The sequence below is a fragment of the Bacillus sp. FSL W8-0102 genome (genome assembly GCF_038007225.1).
In the GTDB taxonomy this organism is placed as follows: Bacteria; Bacillota; Bacilli; order Bacillales; family DSM-4216; genus Bacillus_O; species Bacillus_O smithii.
The window spans coordinates 2,001,485-2,026,121 of record NZ_JBBOWT010000001.1; the positions used below are offsets into that span (position 1 = coordinate 2,001,485).

21 protein-coding genes and 5 pseudogenes are annotated in these 24,637 nt (G+C 38.0%); 10 read left to right on the plus strand and 16 right to left on the minus strand.

What is annotated here, in order from left to right; translation table 11 throughout:
* Window positions 1-137 precede the first annotated feature (137 nt).
* From N1I87_RS09545 to N1I87_RS09555, 3 genes are all read left to right on the plus strand, one after another.
* Complete coding sequence (locus N1I87_RS09545) at window positions 138-872, plus strand: hypothetical protein (protein ID WP_341101466.1); 735 nt, start codon at window positions 138-140, stop codon at window positions 870-872.
* Window positions 838-1,188 (plus strand): FUSC family protein, encoded by a 351-nt coding sequence (locus tag N1I87_RS09550; RefSeq protein ID WP_341101468.1) that lies wholly within the window; start codon window positions 838-840, stop codon window positions 1,186-1,188. Before N1I87_RS09545 ends, N1I87_RS09550 begins: the two co-directional genes overlap by 35 nt.
* A 436-nt stretch (window positions 1,189-1,624) precedes the next feature.
* Window positions 1,625-2,806 (plus strand): IS701 family transposase, encoded by a 1,182-nt coding sequence (locus tag N1I87_RS09555; RefSeq protein WP_003353085.1) that lies wholly within the window; start codon window positions 1,625-1,627, stop codon window positions 2,804-2,806.
* 156 nt (window positions 2,807-2,962) lie between these two features.
* On the opposite strand, the gene N1I87_RS09560 is transcribed toward N1I87_RS09555, so the two are convergent.
* Together N1I87_RS09560 and N1I87_RS09565 are read right to left on the minus strand one after the other, a co-directional pair.
* Window positions 2,963-3,343, minus strand: a complete 381-nt coding sequence (locus N1I87_RS09560; RefSeq protein ID WP_341101470.1) for a hypothetical protein — start codon at window positions 3,341-3,343, stop codon at window positions 2,963-2,965.
* A 112-nt stretch (window positions 3,344-3,455) separates the two neighbouring features.
* Window positions 3,456-3,834: pseudogene (locus tag N1I87_RS09565) on the minus strand (hypothetical protein).
* A 469-nt stretch (window positions 3,835-4,303) separates the two neighbouring features.
* On the opposite strand from N1I87_RS09565, the gene N1I87_RS09570 reads away from it, so the two are divergent.
* Entirely contained in the window at window positions 4,304-5,638 is a 1,335-nt protein-coding gene (locus N1I87_RS09570) for an amino acid permease (RefSeq protein ID WP_341101472.1), read from the plus strand.
* A gap of 222 nt (window positions 5,639-5,860) precedes the next feature.
* Here the strand turns inward: N1I87_RS09570 and dhaM are convergent, their stop codons facing one another.
* From dhaM to N1I87_RS09595, 5 genes and pseudogenes are all read right to left on the minus strand, one after another.
* Window positions 5,861-6,238, minus strand: a complete 378-nt coding sequence (gene dhaM, locus N1I87_RS09575) for a dihydroxyacetone kinase phosphoryl donor subunit DhaM (RefSeq protein ID WP_341101473.1) — start codon at window positions 6,236-6,238, stop codon at window positions 5,861-5,863.
* A complete protein-coding gene (locus N1I87_RS09580; RefSeq protein WP_445285689.1) occupies window positions 6,231-6,410 on the minus strand; it encodes a DAK2 domain-containing protein in 180 nt (59 codons plus the stop codon). The genes dhaM and N1I87_RS09580 overlap by 8 nt, the downstream gene beginning before the upstream one ends.
* Window positions 6,411-6,634: 224 nt before the next feature.
* A pseudogene (gene dhaL / locus N1I87_RS09585) lies at window positions 6,635-7,060 on the minus strand (dihydroxyacetone kinase subunit DhaL); the annotation flags it as partial.
* 15 nt (window positions 7,061-7,075) lie between these two features.
* A complete protein-coding gene (dhaK, locus tag N1I87_RS09590; protein WP_341101474.1) occupies window positions 7,076-8,068 on the minus strand; it encodes a dihydroxyacetone kinase subunit DhaK in 993 nt (330 codons plus the stop codon).
* A gap of 266 nt (window positions 8,069-8,334) precedes the next feature.
* The gene (locus N1I87_RS09595; protein ID WP_003353499.1) at window positions 8,335-9,696 is read right to left on the minus strand and encodes an IS4 family transposase; all 1,362 of its coding nucleotides are present in this window, start codon (window positions 9,694-9,696) and stop codon (window positions 8,335-8,337) included.
* Between the two features lie 664 nt (window positions 9,697-10,360).
* On the opposite strand from N1I87_RS09595, the gene N1I87_RS09600 reads away from it, so the two are divergent.
* The 4 genes from N1I87_RS09600 (at window position 10,361) to gabT (ending at window position 14,702) form a co-directional block, all read left to right on the plus strand.
* The gene (locus N1I87_RS09600) at window positions 10,361-11,050 is read left to right on the plus strand and encodes a GntR family transcriptional regulator (RefSeq protein ID WP_340397499.1); all 690 of its coding nucleotides are present in this window, start codon (window positions 10,361-10,363) and stop codon (window positions 11,048-11,050) included.
* Window positions 11,051-11,135: 85 nt separating this feature from the next.
* Window positions 11,136-11,948, plus strand: coding sequence for a carbon-nitrogen hydrolase family protein (locus tag N1I87_RS09605; RefSeq protein WP_341103343.1), 813 nt, complete (start codon window positions 11,136-11,138; stop codon window positions 11,946-11,948).
* Between the two features lies 1 nt (window position 11,949).
* Window positions 11,950-13,329: an APC family permease gene (locus tag N1I87_RS09610; protein ID WP_445285690.1), complete on the plus strand. Its 1,380-nt coding sequence runs from the start codon at window positions 11,950-11,952 to the stop codon at window positions 13,327-13,329.
* A 20-nt stretch (window positions 13,330-13,349) separates the two neighbouring features.
* The gene (gene gabT / locus N1I87_RS09615) at window positions 13,350-14,702 is read left to right on the plus strand and encodes a 4-aminobutyrate--2-oxoglutarate transaminase (protein WP_341101476.1); all 1,353 of its coding nucleotides are present in this window, start codon (window positions 13,350-13,352) and stop codon (window positions 14,700-14,702) included.
* Window positions 14,703-15,337: 635 nt separating this feature from the next.
* On the opposite strand, the gene N1I87_RS09620 is transcribed toward gabT, so the two are convergent.
* From N1I87_RS09620 to N1I87_RS18070, 4 genes are all read right to left on the minus strand, one after another.
* Window positions 15,338-16,294 (minus strand): sporulation protein, encoded by a 957-nt coding sequence (locus N1I87_RS09620; protein WP_270584216.1) that lies wholly within the window; start codon window positions 16,292-16,294, stop codon window positions 15,338-15,340.
* Window positions 16,295-16,683: 389 nt separating this feature from the next.
* On the minus strand, window positions 16,684-17,019 hold the full coding sequence (locus N1I87_RS09625; protein ID WP_341101477.1) for an iron chaperone: 336 nt from the start codon (window positions 17,017-17,019) through the stop codon (window positions 16,684-16,686).
* Between the two features lie 22 nt (window positions 17,020-17,041).
* Window positions 17,042-17,413: an iron chaperone gene (locus N1I87_RS09630; RefSeq protein ID WP_341101478.1), complete on the minus strand. Its 372-nt coding sequence runs from the start codon at window positions 17,411-17,413 to the stop codon at window positions 17,042-17,044.
* Window positions 17,414-17,511: 98 nt separating this feature from the next.
* Window positions 17,512-17,691 (minus strand): hypothetical protein, encoded by a 180-nt coding sequence (locus N1I87_RS18070; RefSeq protein ID WP_445285691.1) that lies wholly within the window; start codon window positions 17,689-17,691, stop codon window positions 17,512-17,514.
* Window positions 17,692-17,846: 155 nt separating this feature from the next.
* On the opposite strand from N1I87_RS18070, the pseudogene N1I87_RS09640 reads away from it, so the two are divergent.
* Both N1I87_RS09640 and N1I87_RS09645 read left to right on the plus strand, forming a co-directional pair.
* Window positions 17,847-18,141, plus strand: a pseudogene (locus tag N1I87_RS09640) (DUF4158 domain-containing protein); the annotation flags it as partial.
* Window positions 18,141-18,371 (plus strand): annotated as a pseudogene (locus N1I87_RS09645) (Tn3 family transposase); the annotation flags it as partial. The pseudogenes N1I87_RS09640 and N1I87_RS09645, both read left to right, overlap by 1 nt.
* 146 nt (window positions 18,372-18,517) lie before the next feature.
* On the opposite strand, the gene N1I87_RS09650 reads toward N1I87_RS09645, so the two are convergent.
* From N1I87_RS09650 to N1I87_RS09670, 5 genes and pseudogenes are all read right to left on the minus strand, one after another.
* Window positions 18,518-19,849, minus strand: a complete 1,332-nt coding sequence (locus N1I87_RS09650; RefSeq protein ID WP_341101482.1) for a short-chain fatty acid transporter — start codon at window positions 19,847-19,849, stop codon at window positions 18,518-18,520.
* Between the two features lie 902 nt (window positions 19,850-20,751).
* The gene (gene htpG / locus N1I87_RS09655) at window positions 20,752-22,626 is read right to left on the minus strand and encodes a molecular chaperone HtpG (RefSeq protein ID WP_003352854.1); all 1,875 of its coding nucleotides are present in this window, start codon (window positions 22,624-22,626) and stop codon (window positions 20,752-20,754) included.
* Between the two features lie 201 nt (window positions 22,627-22,827).
* Window positions 22,828-23,205 carry a YidH family protein gene (locus N1I87_RS09660; RefSeq protein ID WP_341101484.1) on the minus strand — a complete coding sequence of 126 codons (378 nt, stop codon included), beginning with the start codon at window positions 23,203-23,205 and terminating at the stop codon, window positions 22,828-22,830.
* Window positions 23,206-23,370: 165 nt separating this feature from the next.
* Window positions 23,371-23,638, minus strand: a pseudogene (locus N1I87_RS09665) (amidase); the annotation flags it as partial.
* Between the two features lie 277 nt (window positions 23,639-23,915).
* Window positions 23,916-24,380 carry a hypothetical protein gene (locus N1I87_RS09670; RefSeq protein WP_341101485.1) on the minus strand — a complete coding sequence of 155 codons (465 nt, stop codon included), beginning with the start codon at window positions 24,378-24,380 and terminating at the stop codon, window positions 23,916-23,918.
* Window positions 24,381-24,637: the final 257 nt, after the last annotated feature.

Sequence of the window (24,637 nt, forward strand, 5' to 3'; positions counted from 1 at the left end):
AAAGTTCCACTTGTCCATTAAATAAAGATCATTTATTTCAGCAACCTTATTCCGGTACTTTTATCGGGGTAAGGTTGTTCATTATTCTTAGGTTATTCCATAATATGAATGGTAGAGAATGAAACAGGAGGAAAGAAATGAATCATAAACCGCTGAATTTTTTGAAATACTTTTTACAATGGGATCCTTCTATTCCTGTCCTGAAATTGCAAATTTTTTCAAGTGCTTTAGGAATGGCTTTGCCGATTATTGTCGGTGCGTTAATCGACCATGTAGAAACGGGATTCATCGTTGCTCTAGGCAGTCTTTTTATGAACCCTCCAAATGTGGATCATTCGTTAAAGGAAGAAGTTTTAAACTATGTGCAGATCATCGTCGCAGGATTTATTGCCATTAGTTTAGGAGTATTTATTGGAAATCATCATTCGCTATCAGCTAGTATCTTTTTGGTGTTTGTGAACGGATTAGTTTCTCTAGTAGGCGGCCTGAATCGTACGTTCGCTGTGAACAGCATGCGTTTTACTATTTTATCTATGATCGGTGCAGGTATATCCCCGCCCACACAGATCAGCCCATTGCTGATAGGTTTGTTTTTTTCTTTAGGTTCAATATGGGCTGTATTTCTATTTCTCTGTTTTTCTGTTTCTTATCGGTTTTTTATAAAAAAGAAACCGTTTAGCAAATCATTATCCAACAATCCCTCCAATGTTGATTTTTTTACGCAATGGGGCTTGGCTCTATACGATCCGTGTCGTTTTGTGTTTGAGCGTAGCACAAGTGATTCAATTATATTTAAAGAATCCACATGCCTATTGGATCAGTCTGACTGTTGTTTTGGTGCTCCAAAGAAAAACGTCTATCGGTCCTTCTAGAATTTATCAACGCGCTCTTGGAACTTTTTTCGGCGTTCTGATTGGTGGCGCCATATTAATATTTCCGTTGTCCATTCTGTGGATCGTCGTCATAGTGGCGTTCATCGGTGGTATTCGCATTTATTTAAAGACCCAAAATTATGTATATTATTCAATGGCGATGGTACCTTTGCTTTTTATTTTGCTTGGCAAAGGAAAACACATTTCTTTTGATTTAATGATCGATCGGCTAGTGTACACTTTTGCCGGCTGTATTATTGCTCTTGTTTTCGGCTACTTCCTTTGGACCGCTCCGGAAAAACAAAAATACATTTAAGAAGATCATTTACGATGAATTTTGAATTTCAGTCCGTTCACAACAATATGCTTTTAGGGCACAAATAAAAAGGCTGTTTAGGCAACGACCCCAAAACACACTTTCTGTGTACCTGCCATCCGAAAGAGTAACCCCCCATTATTGATCACTCGGTTATAAACGCTTCATGAAGAGATGCTAACTGTTATGGTTCTTTTACCAGTCTACAATTTATTAGGATTGCAGGATTGCACTATCCCCTTTGCCGTGGTGATGAGTAAATGAGTCAAGCGAGCTTTTTTATTAGGCTCTGTTAATGAATATTGTTGAAATGATATAACTGTAGATGAGCAAATTCGCTAACATAAATTTACAACCAAACAAAAAAGAAGACATGAACCCGATTCCTTGGTTAGAATAGATGTGCCACAACTACTCACAAGGGGGTTCATGTCTCATGAATAGATTAGCACATCACCTAGGAATCCACAAGTTTTTGACGATGTTGGGGTTGGCACTTTATTTCTCAAAACCTGTCATGAAGCATCTCGTTCATATCGTGGATGCGATGATTACAAAGGGCTTTTCGGGAACACTGACCGATCTACATCACGGGAGTTTTCATCCGAACCATCGCACGACACTCAGCCATTTTTTCACGAAAAGCCCATGGGAAGAAGAGACGTTGCTTCGCAAACTCCAGCAGTGGGTGCTTCATCGTGTCGAACGCAGCTCGAAACGAGAGAATCAACCCATTTTTGTTTCGATCGATGATACGATTTGCCAAAAAACGAAGCCCTCGTCACGGGCAACACACGCCATTCAAGGGTGTGATTGGCACTATTCTCACGCAGAGAAAAAGTCGATCTGGGGACATTCTCTCGTTTGGCTCATGGTTCATACGATGACCCAAGCGTTTCCTTTTGCCTTTCGCCTCTACGACAAGACGGCGGGGAAAAGCAAAGGGGAACTCGCGATCGAGATGCTTTCTTCGTTGGATGTGAGTCGACCCGTTTATGTGCTCATGGACTCTTGGTATCCATCGAAAACCCTCGTGGGAGCCTGCTTGAAAAAAGGGTTCCACGTCATCGCGATGCTCAAGACGAATCGGATTCTCTATCCAAAAGGGACGGCCATTCAAGCAAAGGAATTTGCCAAATCTATGGAGCCACGGGATACCCGCCTCGTCACGGTGGGAAAAGAGCGTTATCGGGTGTATCGCTACGAAGGTGCTCTGAACGGTCTCAAGGATGCCGTGGTGCTGCTCGCATGGAAAGCCGATCAGCCGATGACACCGAAACATCTTCATTGCGTCTTGAGCACCGATCGCGAGCTAAGCGATGAAGACATCTTGTGCTACTATGCCGAGCGTTGGTCGATCGAATGTTTTTTCCGTCAAGCGAAAGACCAGCTGAAACTCGATGGATACCGCGTTCGCGGGCGTCGGGCGGTGAAACGGTATTGGATCTTGGTGCAACTTGCGTATGTGTACAGCATGTTCGAGTCGAACAGTGATGTTTCGGATGGGCTCGATCTCCTGCGCAAGAGAAAAGGACATAGCCTCGTGGAGTTCATTTATCGTGCAGCAAAACAAAATATTCCCATTGATGCCGTGAAAAAACAGCTCCACGTGGCATAAGGGGTACCCCGTTTGTCTCTTTTTCGTATGGTAATCATTGTTAATAAAAATGCTCATCTACAGATATAATATAAAAAGAAGAATCCTGATAAAAATACAGGAATACTCTTTTTCAGCTTCTTCAGAATTTCATCTTATAAATTAAGTATGCTTTACTTATGTTTTATTTTGAAAGAAGGCTTTATTTACATAGATTGTATATAATAATACAATAATTGACCAAATCATATTTCCAATAAAAGGTTGTTGACTATGTGACAATGATAATGACAAACTTATTACTTCGAAAAGGACAGAATATCCAATCATCACCCAAAATCCCCATTTTCTAAGCCTCATATATCCATAGGCAATTACCAAAGATGAAAGGGCCACCAACACTCTTATTAATTGCTCAGGAGCATTTGGTAAACCAAATCTCGTTGCTATATCTATCTGATTGGCATTAGCATCATAGAAAAACGAAGAAAACAGTAAAATAAAAGCACCAAAAATATAGAAATAGCTAATTAAAGAAACACCCAAAGGTCTTTTCACTATTATACACCTCCTAACAGACTGATGATTAACAGTATTTACTTTCTTACTTTTTTTGTCCCTTTATGATATACAATTAAGATTATTAATATAAATCGGAAAGTTTCGATAATCAAATACTATCATAAGTAGCATTAGTTGAGTATAAGCAACTATTAACTATCATCTTTCTAATCGTTGTGTTATCTTTTCGGTGTTTCACTATACCCTAAAAATTGAAACCAACTCAAATATTGGTCGAGATATTTAGTAGCGACACCATTAAATCGTTGCATCCATCTTTTTAAGCGACTATGATCGTTCCGTACAATTTGTTTAGAACAACAATATATGCAAGTATAGCCATCTGTATTTTTACGCTCTGTTACTTCTTGAAATACTAGCTCACTTGCTGAAAATGACGCAATAGAGTTGATAAAAAATTCCTTCAAGCGATGTTGTTCTGCTGAATTCAAATTTTTAATCTCTACAATTAATTCTTTTAACGTCAATTTAAAGCCTCCAAACAAATGTTCTTTTATATATAGCAGAACATTTGTTTGCTTTAATCAAATATCAACAGAATCCTTTAACAAAGCCTTTTATTAAAAAGGAAACCGAGATTTTTTTGGTAAATACCTTAAGATCGATTGAGCGTTTTTCCTCCATCCATTTTTATGACTTAAATCACCTTCCTATACTATTTTACGATAATAGAAACCTTCTGTTCAGATAATGATAGATATGACATTCTTTTATAAGTCCCCATTTGTTTTTTCAATTTGGATTATACCTACATCTTCGAAAATCAGTTTATTCGTAATTTTTCGATCTTTGAAGCTTACATTGACACAGTGCTTCATTATGATATAGTAATATCAAAAACTTTAGTGCTTAAAAGCATTTAAACATCAAAACGTTATATGATTAAAATGCTTTAGTGCAAAAGTAAAAAAATAAGAATAGTAGGAATGAGAAAACATGGAAGAAAAAAATCAAGGTTTACGTAAGGGACTGTTGCCAAGACATGTCCAATTTATTGCTTTGGCAGGCATGATTGGAACAGGGATATTTAAAGGAAGCTCGGACACTGTCAATATGGCCGGTCCCAGTGTTGTGCTTGCCTATTTAATTGGAGGACTATTGCTTTTTATTGTCATGGTCGCATTAGGAGAAATGGCGATTGTTTATCCTAAACTCAATGTGCAGCATCTGATCAATAAAGCTTTTGGCAATCGGATATCCTTTATCGTCGGATGGCTCTATTGGATTAATTGGATTATTGTAACTGTCGTTGAATTGCTGGCAGCCGGAAGTTTTTTGCAATACTGGTTTCCTTCTATGCCATTATGGTTGTTAAGTTTCATCTGTGCTGCCTTTATCGTGGGAATCAATTTATTTCAAGTAAAATACTACGGCGAACTTGAATATTGGATTGCCGGCATTAAAATTGTTACGTTAATGGCTTTTATTCTTTTAGGTTCTTTAATCTTGCTAGGGATTTTTCCCGGTACCACGTCCTCCTTATCAAATTACACAGCCCATGGCGGTTTCTTCCCCCATGGTTTAGGTGGAACGTTCAGTGCCTTTTTAGTGGTGATGTTTTCATACGGCGGAGCTGAGTTAATTGGAGTCAGTGTGACGGAGACAAAAGACAGCCAACGTGTTTTGCCGAAAATTATTAAAGGAACCGTTTGGAGAGTCATTATTTTTTACGTCCTGCCTATTCTCATTATTTGCGGAATCGTTCCTTGGGATCAAGTATCCTCTAAAGAAAGTCCTTTCGTGCAAGTTTTCGGCTTCTCAGGACTTCCAGGCGCTGCTCATGTAATGAATTTTGTGCTTTTAACGGCTGTTCTGTCAGCTGCTAATTCAGGAATATACGCTACATCCAGAACATTGTTTACGATGTCTCAAACAGGTGAAGCTCCTAAGGTCTTTTTGAAAACGTCCAAACAAGGCGTTCCGTTAAACGGAATATTATTAACAACCATTTGTATATTAGTGGGTGTATTTTTAGCTTATATGACCCCTGATCAAGTCATCAGCTATCTTATGACTATTCCAGGATTTACCGTTTTATTAATTTGGATCGGGATATGTTTAGCCCAATTAAAGCTCCGGCCTCAATACTCGGATAAACCTGTTTTTCAGGTAAAAGGGTTTCCTTATACGACGATTATCGCTGCCATTTGTTTATCTTTCATATTTTTAGCTTTTATTTTTAATAAACAAAATATCATTGGAACGATTGTCTGTCTGGTCATTGTCGCTGTACTTATTCTTCTTTCTTTTACTGTCAAATCAAAAAGATAAAAGACTTGTTAAAAAGGCCAAGAACCTGGATTCGTTAGGTTTTTGGCCTTTTTTCATATGCTCTAAACAACCTATCGACAACAGACGAATCAGCCCCATTCGATCCATGATATTTTGGCTTCATTCCATCTATCATACTTCGATATGGTGTAAGATAAAAATTTTGGATCAAATAAAAAACTTCCAATCTGCAAGACTATCTTGCAAATTGGAAGCTTGTTTTTATTTTATTTTCAATGGTTTGAGTTGATCTATAATTTCTTCGAAGGGTGCATCGGCTTGTATCAATGCGGCTGCAGTATAAGCGCTCTCAACTAACGCGGTATCCATAAGATGAACTTGCTTTTCGGTTATTTCCATCGCCATTTCTAAGTTCATTTTCGCACTGCCTAGATCATAAAAGGCCAACAGTTTATCAGCACTATTCTCGGAGATCGCGGAGCTGATCTTCTCAAAACTTGTCCCTACACCCCCTTCCTCTGTTCCCCCTGCACAAGTGATCGAAACGTCTCGGGCTGCCTCTTTTAATAATCGCACTACTCCTTCCGCCAGTTCTTCGATGTGGGAGACAATGACAATCCCATATTCTTTTTTAGTCATTCAGAATGCCTCCCTCTAACATCGCTTCAAAAAAGTATCCGCTTGAAACGGCGCCAGGATCCAGATGCCCGATGGAACGTTCTCCAAGATAAGAGGCGCGTCCCTTCGTTGCTTTCATATCTTTTGTTTGATTCACAGCTTCCTGTATCGTTTCTTTTGGTGAACTACCCACCACCTACGCTTCGCTTAGAGGCGGGGGCTTCAAGCGACTTGTGCGTGTTCGCTGAACGGTAAGCCACACACAAGAACCCTTTACGCTTCCCTTCGTTCCGAAGGTGTCCGTTCTAGCTATATTCTATCCTATTAGTTGGCTATCGCCAACCAAAATTCATCCCCCACTTATCGTTGGGCTACGCCCTTCTCACGCTTGAAGTGGGAGACTTCTTTCGGAATATCTGTTAAATTTCCGGATTCCAGCGCTTCGATCACAGGGACCCAAACATCCACCATGGTTTTTTCGCCCGGTACTGCCTTTCCCCTCTTTTGAATCCCTTCAAGCCCTGCTTTTAGAATCGCCGCTATATTTTTTTCATCCTTGCCGGCTTGTTTGGCCATCGCCATAAGGGCAGATCCATAAAGAGGTCCGGAGGCGCCTCCGATTTTACTCAGAAGCGACATGGAAGCTTTTTTCAAAACATCTTGTACCGTCGCATATTCCTCCTCTTTTAATTTTTCTTCCATGTCTTTTGTTCCGCGCGCCATATTCGTGCCATGATCGCCGTCGCCTATAGCGCTGTCTAATTCACTTAAATAAACCTTTTGTTCATTCACTTTACCAGCAAATAAAATGAGCCATTTGACAGTATTTTCAGTCGTTAACATCCATCATTCCTCCTTCTATACCCATGCAGGTGTCTTAACGGGAAGTTTCAAATAATGGGTCCAAGTATCATCTGCCAGTTTGACAAGAGTTAAAGAGACCCCTGCCATATCAATAGAAGTCATAAAGGAACCAACTTTTTTATAATCAATCACCAACTCTTCTTCCTTTAATAAAGCATGGACATCATTCATGAACACAAATTGTTCCATTAACGGTGTAGAACCTAGTCCATTTACCAATACGGCATATTGATCCCCTTTTTTCCAGTTGAATGCTTTTTTCAATTGGTTGACTAGTTCTTTTGCGATTTCTCTTGATGTTTTTATTTTTTCACGCCGGTATCCCGGTTCCCCATGAATTCCAACACCGTACTCCATTTCATCCTCTGCTAGTTGAAATCCCGGTTTGCCTACTTCCGGAACGGTCGCCGGAGAAATAGATACCCCTATTGTTTTGATATTCGGTACTAACTGATCCCCCAATTCTTTTATTTCTTTAAGGGATAAACCAGACGCTGCCGCAGCACCTAAAATTTTATGTACCAGAACAGTTCCCGCTATTCCCCTTCTTCCGGCCGTGAAAGTGCTATCTTCAACGGCGATGTCATCATCAACAATTAATTTTTCGACTTGTATATTTTCCATTTCAGCCATCTCTTGAGCCATCTCAAAATTCATCACATCACCAGTGTAGTTTTTCACAATCAATAAAACACCCGCACCTTGATCCGCTATCTTAATGGCTTCAACTATTTGGTCAGGTGTTGGAGAAGTAAAGACTTCGCCACAGACGGCAGCCGACAGCATGCCTTGTCCGACAAAACCTGCATGGCTAGGTTCATGACCGCTCCCTCCTCCGCTGACTAGTCCCACTTTGCCCTCGTCTTTGAAAGTTCGATAAATGACACCTGTTCCTTCCAACCGTTTCACTAGTCCTTCATTTGTATAAACAAAACCGTTCAGCATTTCGTCCAAAACATTTTTAGGATCATTTAATATCTTTTTCATCGTTTAGCCCCCTATTGTATTTTCAAGGTTTTATAGTTATGAATATCCTATAAAATAAAATGATATTCCGCTCAACAAATGACTAACAGCATGAAAGATTGGGGGTATGCTATGGTTCACGTCTAAAAAGGTATTTTTCTTCGGATAATATGTAACCCCTTACATTTCGCTTTGCAAATTTTGGTATTCAAGTCAATCTTATTTTCCCATATTTATATGATTCCAGCAAGCTTCATAGTGACGATGAATCCTAAAAAATTATGAACTCAACTTTCGCACACAGAAATATGAAGACAGTCCTTGATATAACGAGGTAAAGAAGTAATCCAATTGGACAGTTGACACTGAAAAATGTCCATACTCAAATAAACCTTAGCTTCAGCCAAAGTTTGGAAAAGAGAAATCAATTGTAGTAAAGCCGTTTTAAAGTCCATCTCCTTTACTTCGTCACATAGAAACAAGAATAAGTTGCCCATGGTCTTCGGATCCTCTTCTTTCCGAAGTTGCCAAGCAATCAAGATATACCGAGTGAAGACAATGGTAGTATGGCTAATCATCATGTCATAGGAACGACCTTGAAACTCTTTGGCTAAATGTAAAAACGATTTACTGAATTTAAAAAAGGTTTCAATGTCCCAACGCATCCCATAGATTCGAACGATTTCTTCATTAGACAGCGTGGTATCTGTACTCAAAATGGCTAGCCATTCACTTTGGTTGTTTCGATTCCGCACAAACACGATTTTCACTGGTAAACCCGTATGAAGGGTTGCGTGAATCGAGCCGAGTGTTTCTTTTTTGCCAATGTCTCGTTTCGCTTTTCGATACAGTTGTTCCAAGGTTAAACGTTCTCCGTTGAAAAGATACCGTTGTTTCAGCTGTTTGACCATACCAATGACAAAAAGGCCTTTGGAGTGAATCTTCTCCACCAACGGGGCATGAGTAAACCATGTATCCATGAGCACATAATCAGCGAAAATTCCTTTATCCAATGCATGTTCTACTAATTTCAACACCATGTTTGGTTTTGCTTCCAATGCCTCGAGCCGTCGTTTGTAGCCTGTGGTTCGTTTATCAATGGACGAATGGATTTCGTTCAAGCGATTCTTTTGGTTCGCTGAACTCAAAAGAGCGAAATCGATAGGTACAAATGTAAAGCCATCGGACCATCCGAGCGTTAATAGTTGAAAACCATTGACAAACTGACGAGTGGAATGATCGAATACTTTAGCTAGAAGCTCAACCGATTTACTACGGTTACGAGAATAAATCGAATCGTCTACAATAAACACGGTAACACGGCGCTTCGAAATCGTTTGTTTCACACGACGAATCACTTCGGAGCTCAGAGATAGTAAAAAGGTTCTCCAGTTATACGTAGACGAGTTCAAAAAACGATAAATGGTATCTTTTCCTGGTAAATCGGCAGCCTTTTTGCTTTGTAAGGCGTGGTACCAGTTTCTGTATTGAAAAACAAGAAGAAATAATAGTTGAAAAATCGATAAACAAGAATAACCACAAGCCTTGATAATTCCTGCTTTTCTTAAATGATTACCAATTTGTAATTCAGAAAATCCGTCTTTTATTTCTTTTGGTAATTGCGCAAAATACTCTTTTTTCGTTATCATAATGGTGACACCTTTCTTTCTTTGGTTTTTGGTTTGGTCACCAATAGTTTACCAAAAGAAAGAGGTGTCTTTTTGTTTTTTAGACGAATTTTTTCAGTGTCAAGTGAATATGAGATACCTAAAGAAACCTATCAAATCAAGGATTATTCATAAATTTTTCACTGCGAAAGTTGAGTTATGAAGAAATAAAGTTCGTTGTTAAATCAAAAATTAACATAAAAAATTAGCTTATGGACTGAATGGAAAGGTGTTTTTAACTTTGTATGACGACTTTTTTCGCAAATGAATGATCCAAATCATGACGAACTTCACTTTGCTCGAACTAAAAAATTCCTTTTGGAAACTTCTTCCTTGATTGATCATTTTTTAGTATCGATCCCCTCTCTCCCAACTTTCGCTGCTATTTCTTCAGACGATTACTGGCAGCCTATTGATCAACATTTATAGAAAAATTCAATAGCTGACTGATAGATGAACGCATTACGAATATGCTTACTTTCGTCGTATATATAGTTGGATGAAATAAGTCTGTCATTTGCATCCCGATCAATTGTTTGCCTATTGCAATAGCAAAAAGTATGAGAGATAATCTGACAATAAATTTGATATTTCTGAAAATTCGTGTTATTTTATAAGAAACCATTCATTAGAAAGGAATGATGCAATGAAGACTGCACCTAAAATGACTGAGGAGAAAATATATCGTGTTCTCCGTGACGCCATTGTAAATGCAGATTTTCCTCCCGGGCAACAATTAAAAGAAAATGTATTAGCAGAAGCCTTCGGGGTCAGCCGTACACCTATTCGAACGGTTTTTCAGCGATTGAAATACGATTCATTAATCGAATTAAAGCCAAAAAGAGGTGCCTTTGTGTACTGCCCCACCCCAGCTGAAGCAGAACAAATATTCAGCGTCCGGAAAATGTTAGAACCCCAAGCGACAGAACTGGCGGCTCACTATGCAACACCAGCAGAAATCGATCGTATGTATCATTTTTTAGAAGAAGAACGAAAATTAATGAAAGATCAGTTGTTTCACCAGTCATTAGTGGCAACAAAGAATTTGCATTTGAGTATCATTGAAGCATCCAGAAATTCGTATTTAATCGAATTTCTTAAAAAAATTATTACTTTATCCCATATCATATTAAGCTTCTATGATGTATCTGAACATAAAGAAGCAAATGCCATCTGTGAGCATGATGAATTATTAGAGGCGATTAAAAATCACCAGCCTAAAGCAGCAAAAGAACTAGCTTTTAAACATATCGAATCGATTCAAAACGATATTGATTTTTCAAAAGAATTTACGGATCCTGTCTCGATTACACAAATCATTCATCGTTACGTATAAAGCCACGGCATAAATTGTATACAATTTTTGTATACATAAGATAAATCCTCAGTACTGGGAGGTAAACCAAATGGTTCGAGTGACCATGGCTCAATTTTCACCAAAACAAGGCGATAAAAAAGAGAATATTCATAAAATGATCGAAATGATGAAAACAGCAAAAAAGCAGCAATCACAGCTCATTCTGTTTCCGGAATTATGTTTAACTGGATATTTTGTTTGGGAATCTTTAAGTGAGTTGGCCGAGCCGCTTTCAGGCAATAGCATTCAAATTTTCCAAAGTGCTTGTAGAGAACATGAAATCTTTGCTGTTATCTCTTTTCCGGAAAAAAATAAGGACTCCACCTTCTCTATCACTGCCATTCTGATTGACGACAAAGGGACGATAAGAGGCATCTATCGAAAATCCCATCTCTTTGCTAACGAAAGAAATGTATTTAAAGGAGGAACAGAGCTGCCTGTCTTTGATACCAAGCTTGGAAAAATAGCATTAATGATTTGCTATGATCTGGAATTTCCAGAAGTCGCAAGAATACTCCGGCTTAAGGGAGCAGAGCTTCTACTCGTACCGCTGGCAAACATGAAGCCTTATGAAAAGCATCAATTCATTTATTTACAAAGCCGGGCTATGGAAAATCAAATTCCAATCGTATTGTGCAATCGTACCGGAACAGAATATGATACTACTTTCTTTGGTGAAAGCGCTGCCGTCGACGGAAACGGCACTGTAATCGTCAAACTAAATGATGAAGAACAACTAATCACCATTCATGTTCCGCTAAATAAACCATTTGATGAACATTTAAATTATATGGCAGATCGGAGAACCGACTTATACGTAGAGCTATTTAATGAATTGACTGATAAATCAGAAAACAAAACCGAACAAAGGAGATGATATGGATATGAAGAAACAGCTTCATCTGAAACGAACATTAAAGCTGCCGCAAGTGATTATTTTTGGCCTTGCTTATATGGCACCTATGATTGTTTTCGGAACCTATGGCATTTTAGCCGAGACCACCCACGGTTCTGTTCCAACCGCCTATGTCGTTGCGTTGATCGCCATGCTATTTACCGCCTACAGCTATGGAAAAATGGTTAAAGCCTTCCCCACCTCAGGTTCAGCCTATACTTATACTCGAAAGTCGATCAGTTCACATTTGGGGTTCATTATCGGCTGGGCTATATTGTTAGATTATTTATTCCTTCCCATGGTCATCTGGCTGATCGGATCCGTATATCTTCATTCTGCCTTTCCGTCCGTTCCTCTATGGATATGGATCATCGCCTTTATCGTCATCACATCTATCATTAATGTCATTAGCGTTAAAATGACGACAAATGTCAATTTTTTCATGATGGTTTTTCAACTGCTAGTGATTGCTTTTTTTCTCATAATATCCATTATGAACATGACTTCGAATACTGGGGGCAACCCATTCGATCACAACCCGTTTTTCAACAGTCACTCCTCTCTTTCATCTATACTTGCAGGAGCTTCCATCGCATGTTATTCATTTTTAGGATTTGACGCTGTCACAACCATGTCTGAAGAAACGCTGCAGCCGGAAAAAACGCTGCCGCGAGCTATTTTGCTTGTTACTTTCATCGGTGGAATCATCTTTGTCATTTCCTCTTGTTTTCTATACCTTGTTCATCCAAACTACACTGATTTTCAACATCTTGATTCAGCTGCATTTGAAATTGCTAAACAAATTGGCGGAACATTGTTAAGCTCCATTTTCCTTTCCGGTATGATCATTGCCCAATTTGCATCGGGAATCGCTGCCCAGGCAAGCGGTGCACGCCTATTATATGCAATGGGCAGAGACAACGTATTGCCGACAAAATTATTTGGCTATTTAAATGCAAAAACCAAAACACCCATTCTCAATATTGTGATAATGGGAGCCATTTCTTTACTAGCGGTGAATATGGACGTTACGACATCCACATCCTTTATTAATTTCGGAGCGTTTTTGACATTTATATTTGTCAATGTGGATGTGATTTTTCACTACTATATAAAACAAAAAAATCGTTCAAGCAAGGATACTTTTTTCTATTTTCTCATTCCTTTAGTAGGAGCCGTTTTAGACTTTGGACTATTTTTGAATTTGGATAAAAATGCAAAAATTCTCGGTTCGATATGGACCTTCATTGGAATCGTTTATCTAGCCTTTTTAACAAAAGGCTTTAAAATAGCACCACCCGAAATGGATTTTCAAAGCGTTGAAAGTCCGACAGAATTACCTCTTGATCAAAAATCTATTTAAAATGGAAAGGATGGATACAAATGAAATACGCAAATGTTAAAAGCAGTTTACCAGGAAGCATCTCTAAAAGCTTGTTGGAAAGAAGAGAAAAAGCGATCCCCCGTGGAGTTAGCTATGGAATACCTACTTTCGCCAAAGAAGCAGCTGGTTCACTCGTAACAGACGTAGATGGTAATACGTTTATAGATTTTGCAGGAGCCATAGGGACGATCAACGTAGGACACCGCCATCCAAAAGTGGTAGATGCTTTAAAAGCCCAAATTGATCAATATATTCATACAGGATTTAATGTCGTGATGTATGAACCATATATTGAATTGGCTGAAAAACTAGCGGCCATCGCCCCGGGGAATGAGGATAAAAAAGTGATTCTCCTCAACAGCGGAGCAGAGGCAGTAGAAAACGCCGTGAAAATTGCTAGAAAATACACAAAAAGACCGGGCATCATTAGCTTTACACGAGGTTTTCATGGCCGGACATTAATGACGATGTCGATGACAAGCAAAGTAAAGCCTTATAAATTTGAATTCGGCCCCTTTGCTTCAGAGGTTTATAAAGCGCCTTATCCATATTTTTATAGAAAACCAGGCAACATTTCGGACGAAGAATATGAAAATTTTATCATCGAAGAATTTAAAAACTTTTTCAAAAATGACGTTGCTCCAGAAATGGTAGCGGCAGTTGTCATGGAACCTGTACAAGGCGAAGGTGGTTTCATCGTTCCCAGTAAAAAATTTGTTCAAGCGGTTTATGACATTTGTCATGAATATGGCATTTTATTCGTGGCGGATGAAATCCAAACAGGTTTTTGCCGGACTGGCCGTTATTTTGCCATTGAGCATTTCGACATTGTTCCTGATTTAATCACCATTTCTAAATCACTTGCTGCAGGAGTACCGTTAAGCGGCGTGATTGGTAGAAGCGACATTATGGATGCTGCTTCGCCAGGTGAATTAGGCGGAACTTATTGCGGAAGCCCACTCGGTTGTGCGGCTGCATTAGCCGTATTGGACATCATTGAATCCGAGAATTTAAACGCTCGCGGCGAACAAATCGGTAAAACCGTCATGAACAAGTTTAAAAATTGGTACGATCGATTCGAGTTTATCGGCGATATTCGGGGGCTGGGAGCAATGTGTGCAATAGAGCTTATAAAAGACAGAGAAACAAAAGAGCCTAACAAAGATTTAACCAATCGAATCATCGCTGAAGCCAATAAGCGTGGTTTACTTCTTTTAAGCGCAGGCATATTCGGCAATGTTATACGTTTGCTGATGCCGATTACCATTACTGATGAACAATTGCAAGAAGGGCTGGAAATTCTTGAACAATCTATTTTGGCAGCAGCCTCTATTGAAAAAGTTTCTTTTTAACAATGAAAAATCAAGCGACGACACGAAATGTTGTGCATGAACAAAGCCATCCCTTGAGCGGGGATGGCTTTAATAACAAAAGAGGGTTAATTTTTGTCTGTGTTATTATTAATCTTAACTTGCAAATAAATTAGTGAATTTTAATTAGAATAGCATATCACAGTTGTTTTTCATCTAGCTTGAAATATTTGTTGTGGCGCTGATATTATTACCAAGAAATCGATTTGTTTCTAAATATGGATTTCAATCCACGCACTCATATAGAGTGCGACGATTAGCAGTCCTTTACTATCGGAATATGGATAAAATTTAAATCCACGCACTCATGTAGAGTGCGACAGCGGTTTTTGATCAAAAAAACCGAAAATTCCCGTCTTTTTGATCAAAAACTCACTATTTTCTTTTAACAAAACAAAGAAATTTTTTAAATGAATACCATAATTTTCGAATAAAAGGGTCGGATTCAGGTGCGAATGTTTCGGTGATTTTATGTGCGCTTTACATTCGCACCATAAAATGATGGTTCTTCTTTAAACATTAATTTATTAAAACCAATGTGTTCTGCTTTTGCTTGTTGCCGCATACTAACTGGCAGAACCTAAAGCATCTTTTCTTCATCAATCAAAGGAAAATCTTTACTCATCATCTCCAAAGAAATCATCAAAACCAAATCCATCATGATCATGATCGTAGTCGTGATCATGGTCTTCATGGATTAAATCTTCCATCACTTCATCTAAGAGCATGCCTCCTAGTGCTCCTGCCACAAATCCTCCAATCATTCCTGCCGCAGAGTTTCCATGTTGACGGAATGGGTGTTCGTCATAATCATATGGTTCATAAGAATAGGTATGATAGGAATGCGGTTGGTGATAAAAACCCGGCTGCTGAATGGCTTCCACAATATATCTTTCCAACACGTTTACTAATGCCGGCATATCATTCAAAACTTCTTGTGTCAAAAAGAATTCTCTTTTGACTTCAACTTCATGATAACCTTGCCGAACCTCTACTTCCATCCAAACGCGAATTCCTTGTTCTTCCAATGCAAGACGCATTTCTATTTCATGTATATCTTGAGCAAAATGACTCATCGGGAAAAATGAAAATTCTTGACCAAAGCGATCCAATTTTCCTGATGTTGAGGTTTGACGAAATCCGAGCCGTTCCAGTGCTGCAAAAACATTCATGATTGGCGGAATAGGTCGAATTTCTACATAATCCACATCTTTTTTATCCGCTCCACCTTCAATGTCTAAGTATGTATCAAAGTAAAAGGAAACGGTTGGGCAGGAGACAGGTAATGTAAAGGGGAGCTGATAGTGAAATGGAATGTATTTTTCTTCATGGGCATGAATAATAAACGGCCCGCTGGCAGGGACAGTGGCAATATGATGTTTGGCCATACCATGTTCATTTCGAATTTCCATAAACAACCCAACATCAATGGAACGGATTTTTTGATCTACTTCTCCTCCAAATATGACGACGTCACCCTGCACATTTTCGCCAACTTGATAGGAATTCGTATATAAACGCAAGTCAACGGTAGCTGAACCTTTTCCAAAACTCGCAAGTATCTTTTTAAACATGGTCATGCTCTCCTCTTTATTGTATTTCAGTATTGTATTATAACATTTTTATTTTTTACTCTCATTTGTTCAATCTTCAAAGTAGGGACATTTTTCATCCCCTTTTGTTTTGGTTTAATATCCCTCCCTGTTAATGATTATTTCACAATTACTAAATCAATTTTTTACCGATGCCAAAAAAGCCTATCTAAAAGAAAAGGAAATCTCCTTGCTTTTAGATAGACTATTCATCTTGAATTTAAAAGAAAACGGTAATCTCATCATTAAGGATATGATACTTTCCCATATCGTTTATGTTGCAAAAACGCATGACATTTTTTCGTGCCATGCGTTTTTTGATAAGGCATGATGTATTATTTCCGCCAAAAATTCGTATATTCTGCTTTATCCTAAATATTAAATTCGATGATCTTCTCAAGCAATTCGTAATTTACCGGCTCATTCCACGGAATTCGAAACAAGCCTTTGGTAGCGCTGTAGCCAGCTTGGGCGATTTCATCGGCAAAGTGCGCAATGCCTACTTCTTCGGGTGAAACGCTCAAATGATGCTTCGCTGTGGAAAAGCCGATGATAAATGTGCCGTGATCGGTAAACATTGGCGTATTCCACTTGATTTGCGGTTCCAAATTTGGGAATTTATTAGCTACCCACGCCAAAATTTCCTCTGTTTGGTCGCGGTGGTCGGGGTTATCGATACCTGCTAAATATTTTGCAAAAACTTCCATATCTTTCCCCTTCGATATTATGCTATTTCCGCCAAAAATTCGTATATTCTGCTTTATCCTGAATATTAAATTCAATGATCTTCTTAAGCAATTCGTAATTAACTGGTTCAGTCCATGGGATTCGGAACAAGCGTGAAGAAGCGCTGTAGCCAGCTTGGGCGATTTCATTTGCAAAATGCACCATTGTCTTTTCTTCGGGTAAAATGCTCAAATGATTCTTTGCCGTGGCAAACATAATGATGTATGTGCCGTGATCGGTAAACGTGGGTTTGTTCCACTTGATTTGCGGTTCCAAATTCGGGAATTTATTAGCTACCCACGCCAAAATTTCCTCTGTTCGGTCGCGGTGGTCAGGATTATCGATACCTGCTAAATATTTTGCAAAAACTTCCATGTCTTCCTCCTTTGCTATTATGCTATTGTCGCCAAAAATTCGAATTCTCAGTCTTATCCTTGATATTAAATTCAATTATCTTCTCAAGCAATTCGTAATTAACTGGTCCAGTTCATTGAATTCTGAATTATGCATGAAGAAGCGCTGTAGCCAGCTTGGGCGATTTCATTGGAAAAATGCACCATTGTCTTTTCTTCGGGTAAAATGCTCAAATGATTCTTTGCTGCGGCCAACATAATGATGTATGTACCGTGATCGGTAAACGTGGTTTGATCCACTTGATTTGCGGCTCCTGGTTTGGAAATTTCTCAAGTTGATGAGATACTCTTAGCTATGATTTTATCAGTCTACTACACTTGTATCAATAGAGTACACTCTTGTTGATAAAAATGAACTAATTAACTGAATAATTGCAGAAATGAGATGATACTGTATGAAAATTGCGAGAGGTAGAGAATTGCTACACCGGAACAGCGACAGGCCTTTATGCAAATTCCTGAAGATGAGTGGGTGCTAGGAACCTACCACACTTTTTCCAAACCAGATTTAGAAATTATAAATAAGCAAAGGAGAGAAGAAAACCGTTTAGGGTTCGCCGTTCAATTAGCCGTTCTTCGGTATCCCGGTTGGCCATACACTCATATCAAAAGCATCCAGATTCAGTCATATATTATATATCAAAACAAATCGGTGCCACTCCATCTTCGCTTAGTCTTTATCCTCAACAAAACTAGAAGCTATTTTACGTGGACAAATAAATACAAAGGTCATGAAAAAAAATTATGAGGATGTTTTGCGACTCGCTCACTCTATAAGAGGAGGAACAGTCTAAACATCCCTTATTATGGGGAAACTAGGCTCTTATTCAAGGCAAAACAGTTTAGCTACAGCCTTACGTGAGATGGGAAGAATCGAAAAAACAATCTTTATTCTTAATTACATTTCGGATGAATCTTTAAGTTAAAAACGGGGGAACCATCTTGAAAATCGGCTTAGAGTTCTAAATCCGCATTTTCCTGACAGTACCCCTTTATGGATGAGAAAGGAAAGAGCCTAATTCATCAAATTATATCAACAATCTTCCACTGTTACACCGCTTGTATTTTAAAATAAATATCCCATAACAAGCACGGCTGCGATATAAACAATTCCTACCCAGAACATCATGACAACCGTATACCCCATAACATCCTTCAATTTCAACTTTGATATAGCAAGCGCCGGCAAAAGCCAAAACGGCTGAACTAAATCGTTCCAAGCACTGCCAAGCATTACACTCATAGAGGTTTGACTAAGAGAGGAATGTAGTTCTTTTGCTGCGTCAATCATAAACGGTCCTTGAACAACCCAGTGTCCTCCTGCAGAAGGAGCGAAATAGTTAATAAAAAATGAACTGATAAGTCCCCAAAATGGAAGTGATTCTGCTGAAGAGAAATGGACAAATCCCTTCGCAATGGTATTCACCAATCCCGATCCGGTCATTATGGCCATAATGCCTGCATAAAAAGGATATTGCAAGATGATACCGGAAATCGTTTTGATTCCTTCGTTTAAACTAGCTATATATTTGGCTGGCGAGCCTAATAAAAGAATTCCTAGAAATAGAATAATGAAATTAACTATATTTAGATTTAAAGAATGACCATCATAAAAATAAATGCATACATAAATAATTCCGATGATACCAATGATGAAAGATAATAAACGACTATTGTTTAATTTATTTGCCAATGTATTTTCTTCTAATAATTCTGTAGCTGCTGCCGTTTCTTCTGAATGTACGGATGGATCCATTTCGATAATATTTTCTTTTCTTTTTGGATGCAGCATTGCATTTAACATTGGAAGAGTAATAATAAGAACAATGGATGTCATGATCACAGGCGGTGAAAAAATGGTTTCTGAAAGAGGAATAACCCCCATTGTTTTTTCCATTGGATGACCCGGAGTTGAAATAAGCACGGGAATACTGGCGGATAAGCCTAATCCATAAAGGGTAAAACCGCTATAGGCGGATGCAATGATTAACGGATAGTGAACACCTTTTACTTTTACTGCCAATTTTTTCGCCATTACACTTCCGATGACGAGCCCAAATCCCCAGTTTAAATAGCAACCAATGCCTCCAACAAGGGTCGCTACGATAATGGCTGCTTTCGGAGTACGAACCTTGCTTGCAATTTTATTTAGAAATTTATCAATCAACGGAGAAGTTGCCAGCACATACCCCGCAGCGAGAATGACGGCCATTTGTGCTGTGAACGCCAATAAATCCCAAAAACCATTTCCCCAATTCAACGTCATTTCTTTAAATCCTTGCCCTTCAACAACTATTGATAGAATCATTGTTAAAAGGGTTAGTCCAATCGCAAAAACGAAAGGATCGGGAAGATACTTTCTCATTAAATTTGTAAAAAAATTTGTCAATTTTTCCATGCTATACCCCCAAAATTCATGTTGCTGTTTTGATCAATTTATCAGTTCAAACAAATCTGCACATATTTAAAAACGCTTACATTTCTGTTTATCGAATTTCCAAAAGTTTTTGGTGCATATACAGCACAATATCGTATTTCATCAGGGTTATTTAATAAGAGTTTGTTTTTATCACTTCGGGGATCGATTCAATGATCATCCATGAATCTTTTGGATCCACTATGTTTCTTAAAATGGGTTATTGTTCTAACACATCATGAATCTCAGGTTCCGAAATAAAATCATATCCACTATAAAACTCCTTTCTTTTATTTTTTACACCATCAAGATATGATTTATTTTGAACAAATATTCATATTCGAACGTGCACAAGGAATGCGTTAAAAGCGTCGATTATGATCAATATCTTCTAATTGAGAAACCTATTCTTAAGGTGAAATTACCCCTTCATTTTTTTAAGAAGACCCATCCTTTCCATGAATAGATTAAGAATCGTTCTGTAGTGTTTGAGGAGAAAAAAATGTGTAAAGGAAAATTTTTTGGTGGCAAACATGTAGATTTAGAGGTAGTTCGCAGAGTTTCCTTTTATTACCGATTTGGTTCAAGACTTTCTTCAACGATTAATGATTGAAAATAATGGAACAAATGGGGATCAGTCAGTAATTGTAGTTCTCAGCAGCTATAAGTATATGAACGGATGGATCGTAGAGAAGATTAAATACAAAATGACTGAAGACAAAGACAGTCTTCAGTCATTTTGTGATCATTGATCATATATAGCTTAATCTAGCGTCTATCACAAGATAATGATAAAAATTATGATTGGCGCGTTTTATCTGTAATAGACAAAGATAAAAAGATGTTATCTCTTCAACAGTAAAGTATGGCCATACTCCTTAACATCACACCATAATCTTGCAAATATCGTTCGAAAATTCAACCGGATCATTGATTGGCAAGCCTTCGATGAGAAGAGCTTGATTGTACAATAAGTTGGTATAGAGTTTTAATTTTTCTTTGTCGTTTGCGTAAGCGTCTTTTAAAGATTGGAAGACGTCGTGATGGACGTTGATTTCCAAGATTTTTTCCGCTTTGATGTTTTGGTTGTTCGGCATGGAGTTAAAGACTTTTTCCATTTCGATCGATACTTCCCCTTCTGTTGCAAAACATACAGGATGGGATTTTAATCTTGTGGATGCTCTGACGTCTTTGACTTTGTCCGATAGTACTTCTTTCATATAATCAAAGAGTTCTTTGTTTTCCTTTTCTTCTGCTTCAGTTTGTGCTTTGTCTTCTTCAATTCCCAAGTCGCCGCTGGATACCGATTTAAATTCTTTGTCTTTGTATTTCATTAACATTTTGATCGCAAATTCATCGATATCTTCGGTGAAATAGAGAATTTCATACCCTTTTTCTGCTACTAATTCCGTCTGTGGAAGCTTTTCAATTCGTTCAATGGTTTCTCCGGTCGCATAGTAAATATATTTTTGATCCTCCGGCATTCTTGAAACATATTCATTTAAAGTAACCAGCTTTTTCTCTTTTGATGAGTAGAACATCAATAAATCCTGCAATAATTCTTTATCTCTTCCAAAATCTTGATAAACTCCGAACTTTAATTGTCTGCCAAACGATTGATAAAATGCTTCATACTTATCTCGTTCATTTTTTAATAAGCTTTCCAATTCTCTCTTAATTTTATTCTTAATGTTTTTGGCGATAAACTTTAATTGTTTATCCTGCTGCAGCATTTCCCTGGATATATTGAGAGATAAATCTTCTGAGTCGACCATCCCTTTGACAAAGCTAAAATAATCCGGAAGCAAATCAGGACATTTTTCCATGATTAAGACGCCGCTGGAATACAGTTCTAATCCTTTTTCGAATTCCTTTGTATAGTAGTCAAAAGGTATTTTCTCAGGAATAAATAAAATCGCTTGATATCTTACTGTACCGTCGACGCTAATATGAATATGTTTAATCGGCTTGTCAAAACCGTAGTGTTTTTCTTGGTAAAAATTCTCGTAATCTTCATCCGTCAATTCACTTTTATTTTTTCTCCAAATCGGAACCATGCTGTTAATAATCTTTTCTTCTTTATACTCTTCAAATTCGTTTTCGCTGCCCTCTTTACGTTTTCTTTCCGTCACATCCATTTTGATAGGATAGCGAATGAAATCAGAGTATTTTTTGATGATTTCTTTTAAGCGGTACTCTTCAAGGAACTCATCGTAATTTTCATCTTCTGTATTTTCTTTCAACTTTAAAATAATCTCGGTTCCAACTGAATCTTTCTCGCATGGTTCAATGGTGTATCCATCCGCTCCTTGAGATTCCCATTTATATGCTTCATCGCTGCCTAAAGCTTTACTGATGACTGTCACTACATCTGCGACCATAAAAGCGGAATAAAATCCTACCCCAAATTGACCAATGATTTCATGGCCATCTTTCAATTCATTTTCGTTTTTAAAAGCAAGAGAACCGCTTTTCGCTATCGTTCCAAGGTTATTTTCAAGCTCTTCTTTTGTCATTCCAATACCGGTATCCAAGATCGTCAATGTTCTGTTTTCTTTATTGGGGATGATTTTAATATAGTAATTGTCTTTGTCAAAAGTGAGCGAATCATCTGTCAGCGCTTTGTAATAGATTTTGTCAATGGCGTCACTGGCATTGGAAATGAGCTCTCTTAAAAAGATTTCTTTTTGTGAATAAATCGAGTGGATCATCATTTCCAACAGTCTTTTCGATTCTGCCTTAAACTGCTTTTTCGCCATAAAGACTCTCCTTTCCACGAACAAAATTCCTATATGTAAAGAATGTCCTTATCGCTTTATGATCAAAATTAGCACTCTCATATATTGAGTGCTAATCAATAGTTTAGATAGCACAGAAAATGGCATTTGTCAAATAGGATATAAGCCATATCGACTTGTTCTATCTTCTAATGATAGGCAAATGAGGATTCGAGCGATCATTTATTTTCCTATTAACGAAACAAAGAAATAATAACCGAACAAGAAAGTGACAAGTAACATTAACATTGCTAAAAACAAAATAAGAGAACGAGAAGGCCGAAACGTTTGTTCATTAATTTGTTTCGCTTTTTGAAAATAGCTGATAGTCGAAAAAAGGATCGTACATACGCCTGTTAAGACCGATAATAGACCGATGATTTGCACAGTCATATTGGATAAAGATTGAGTAGCCGATTTGATATGCAAGTTTAGAATAAGAAAACCGATTCCCATAATTGCAATCGCAGTTCGAATCCATGCCAAAAATGTTCGTTCGTTAGCTAAATGCTGCTGAATATATTTTGAATCTTCTGTAACGGTACGTTTTTTCTCATCCATGAATCCATAGCCTTTCCATTTAAAGTCTACATCTATATATACTACGAAATTTCCGTTTTTCAATAATTGTTCTTGACAAATTTGGATTGCTTCACGAGTATTTCAATCAAGAATTCCTGTATCGCCAGACGGATTGCTTGTTTGGACGATGTTTTCACTCTTAGCTTAGTTCATGGAATGGGATTTTTCAATAAAATCGATTAGTTCTTCAGTAGTCAAAACCGTTGCAAATTCTCCATGCAAAGTGGCTAGAGAAATGGCATGAATTTGATCAGCATCATAATATGCACTATAAGGTCCTTTTAATCCAAAGGCAGCTATAGCGCCTGATAATAGATTTGTATTAAATCCTAGTTTTCCACTCATTCTTGTAGTAGTGGAGTGGATCGCATTGAGAAGTCGTTAAACCAGTAATGACGACATTATGGATTTCTTGTTTTGGTTGCCGGACAACCTATAAGGATAAGACTGTGGAAGGGACTTATCAGTCTGGCTTTGGAATCCGAATTTTAAACAATAAAAAAGGGCGGATGTTTTCCGTCCAAGTTTGATTGAGAAACGTGAATGAAAATGTACGATCAATAAAAATCGGCCCTTTGAGTCATTGTATCTTTTTGGACATGATCATTAGATTTTATTTAGAGACTTCCATTTAATATTTTGTGAAATGTTTTAATTTTTTATCTTTTGTATACATTGGCCCCGTTTTGTCAGCGATCCCTCTCTTCATAGAAAGCACGAGCTCTTTTCTCTATTTCATTTAGCATCGCATCATTTTCCACTAACGTCTCGCGTATTCGATGGATCAATTGCAAAGCGTTTGGTCCAGAGATTTGCTTGGCCACACGTTCAAGAAGAACTTTCGTATCAACAGAAAATTTACGGGCAAACCCTTGACACATTATCATATTCTTCCGAAGAGCTTCGTTGTATTCACCTGCAAAAGCTCGGCGTAAACATCCGCGCATACCTGCATAACCATATGAAATTTCGGAAGCAGCCCTATAAAAAAGAATCATCCCATCTACATTGCTGGATTCAGGATGTAAACGAAGTTCACTTACCAATGAGACTAAACGTTGTACCACTGGCTTGGCAGACTCCGTTGCGTTCCACCACTCCATCAAGCAATGCTGTTTCTCTGCACTCATATTGATAAGTCGTGTATTAAGCATAAAGAACTTTCCTCCTAAAGACGAGGGATTGCTTGAATTTTCTCGTTCTTCGCGCGTATTGCCTCCCATTCAGGACCAAGAAAGGACTGGCCAACAGAATATAATTTATCCCACGCACGTTTAGCTAAGAATGAAGAATACAAAATTTCTATTATTCCTCGTGTTGGCTTTAAATACGAAGAAGATAAAGCTGTAGAGTTATTCGCTTCTTCGAAAGGTAATTCATTAGTTCTTTCAAATCAAAAAGAGGAAGATCA

Excerpts from the sequence above, each read along its gene's own strand:
- N1I87_RS09545 (WP_341101466.1), top strand. The coding sequence starts at position 138 with ATGAATCATAAACCGCTGAATTTTTTGAAATACTTTTTACAATGGGAT.
- N1I87_RS09555 (WP_003353085.1), top strand. The coding sequence starts at position 1,625 with ATGAATAGATTAGCACATCACCTAGGAATCCACAAGTTTTTGACGATG.
- N1I87_RS09570 (WP_341101472.1), top strand. The coding sequence starts at position 4,304 with ATGGAAGAAAAAAATCAAGGTTTACGTAAGGGACTGTTGCCAAGACAT.
- dhaM (WP_341101473.1), bottom strand. The coding sequence starts at position 6,238 with ATGACTAAAAAAGAATATGGGATTGTCATTGTCTCCCACATCGAAGAA.
- dhaK (WP_341101474.1), bottom strand. The coding sequence starts at position 8,068 with ATGAAAAAGATATTAAATGATCCTAAAAATGTTTTGGACGAAATGCTG.
- N1I87_RS09595 (WP_003353499.1), bottom strand. The coding sequence starts at position 9,696 with ATGATAACGAAAAAAGAGTATTTTGCGCAATTACCAAAAGAAATAAAA.
- N1I87_RS09600 (WP_340397499.1), top strand. The coding sequence starts at position 10,361 with ATGAAGACTGCACCTAAAATGACTGAGGAGAAAATATATCGTGTTCTC.
- N1I87_RS09605 (WP_341103343.1), top strand. The coding sequence starts at position 11,136 with ATGGCTCAATTTTCACCAAAACAAGGCGATAAAAAAGAGAATATTCAT.
- N1I87_RS09610 (WP_445285690.1), top strand. The coding sequence starts at position 11,950 with ATGGATATGAAGAAACAGCTTCATCTGAAACGAACATTAAAGCTGCCG.
- gabT (WP_341101476.1), top strand. The coding sequence starts at position 13,350 with ATGAAATACGCAAATGTTAAAAGCAGTTTACCAGGAAGCATCTCTAAA.
- N1I87_RS09620 (WP_270584216.1), bottom strand. The coding sequence starts at position 16,294 with ATGTTTAAAAAGATACTTGCGAGTTTTGGAAAAGGTTCAGCTACCGTT.
- N1I87_RS09625 (WP_341101477.1), bottom strand. The coding sequence starts at position 17,019 with ATGGAAGTTTTTGCAAAATATTTAGCAGGTATCGATAACCCCGACCAC.
- N1I87_RS09630 (WP_341101478.1), bottom strand. The coding sequence starts at position 17,413 with ATGGAAGTTTTTGCAAAATATTTAGCAGGTATCGATAATCCTGACCAC.
- N1I87_RS09650 (WP_341101482.1), bottom strand. The coding sequence starts at position 19,849 with ATGGAAAAATTGACAAATTTTTTTACAAATTTAATGAGAAAGTATCTT.
- htpG (WP_003352854.1), bottom strand. The coding sequence starts at position 22,626 with ATGGCGAAAAAGCAGTTTAAGGCAGAATCGAAAAGACTGTTGGAAATG.
- N1I87_RS09660 (WP_341101484.1), bottom strand. The coding sequence starts at position 23,205 with ATGGATGAGAAAAAACGTACCGTTACAGAAGATTCAAAATATATTCAG.
- N1I87_RS09670 (WP_341101485.1), bottom strand. The coding sequence starts at position 24,380 with ATGCTTAATACACGACTTATCAATATGAGTGCAGAGAAACAGCATTGC.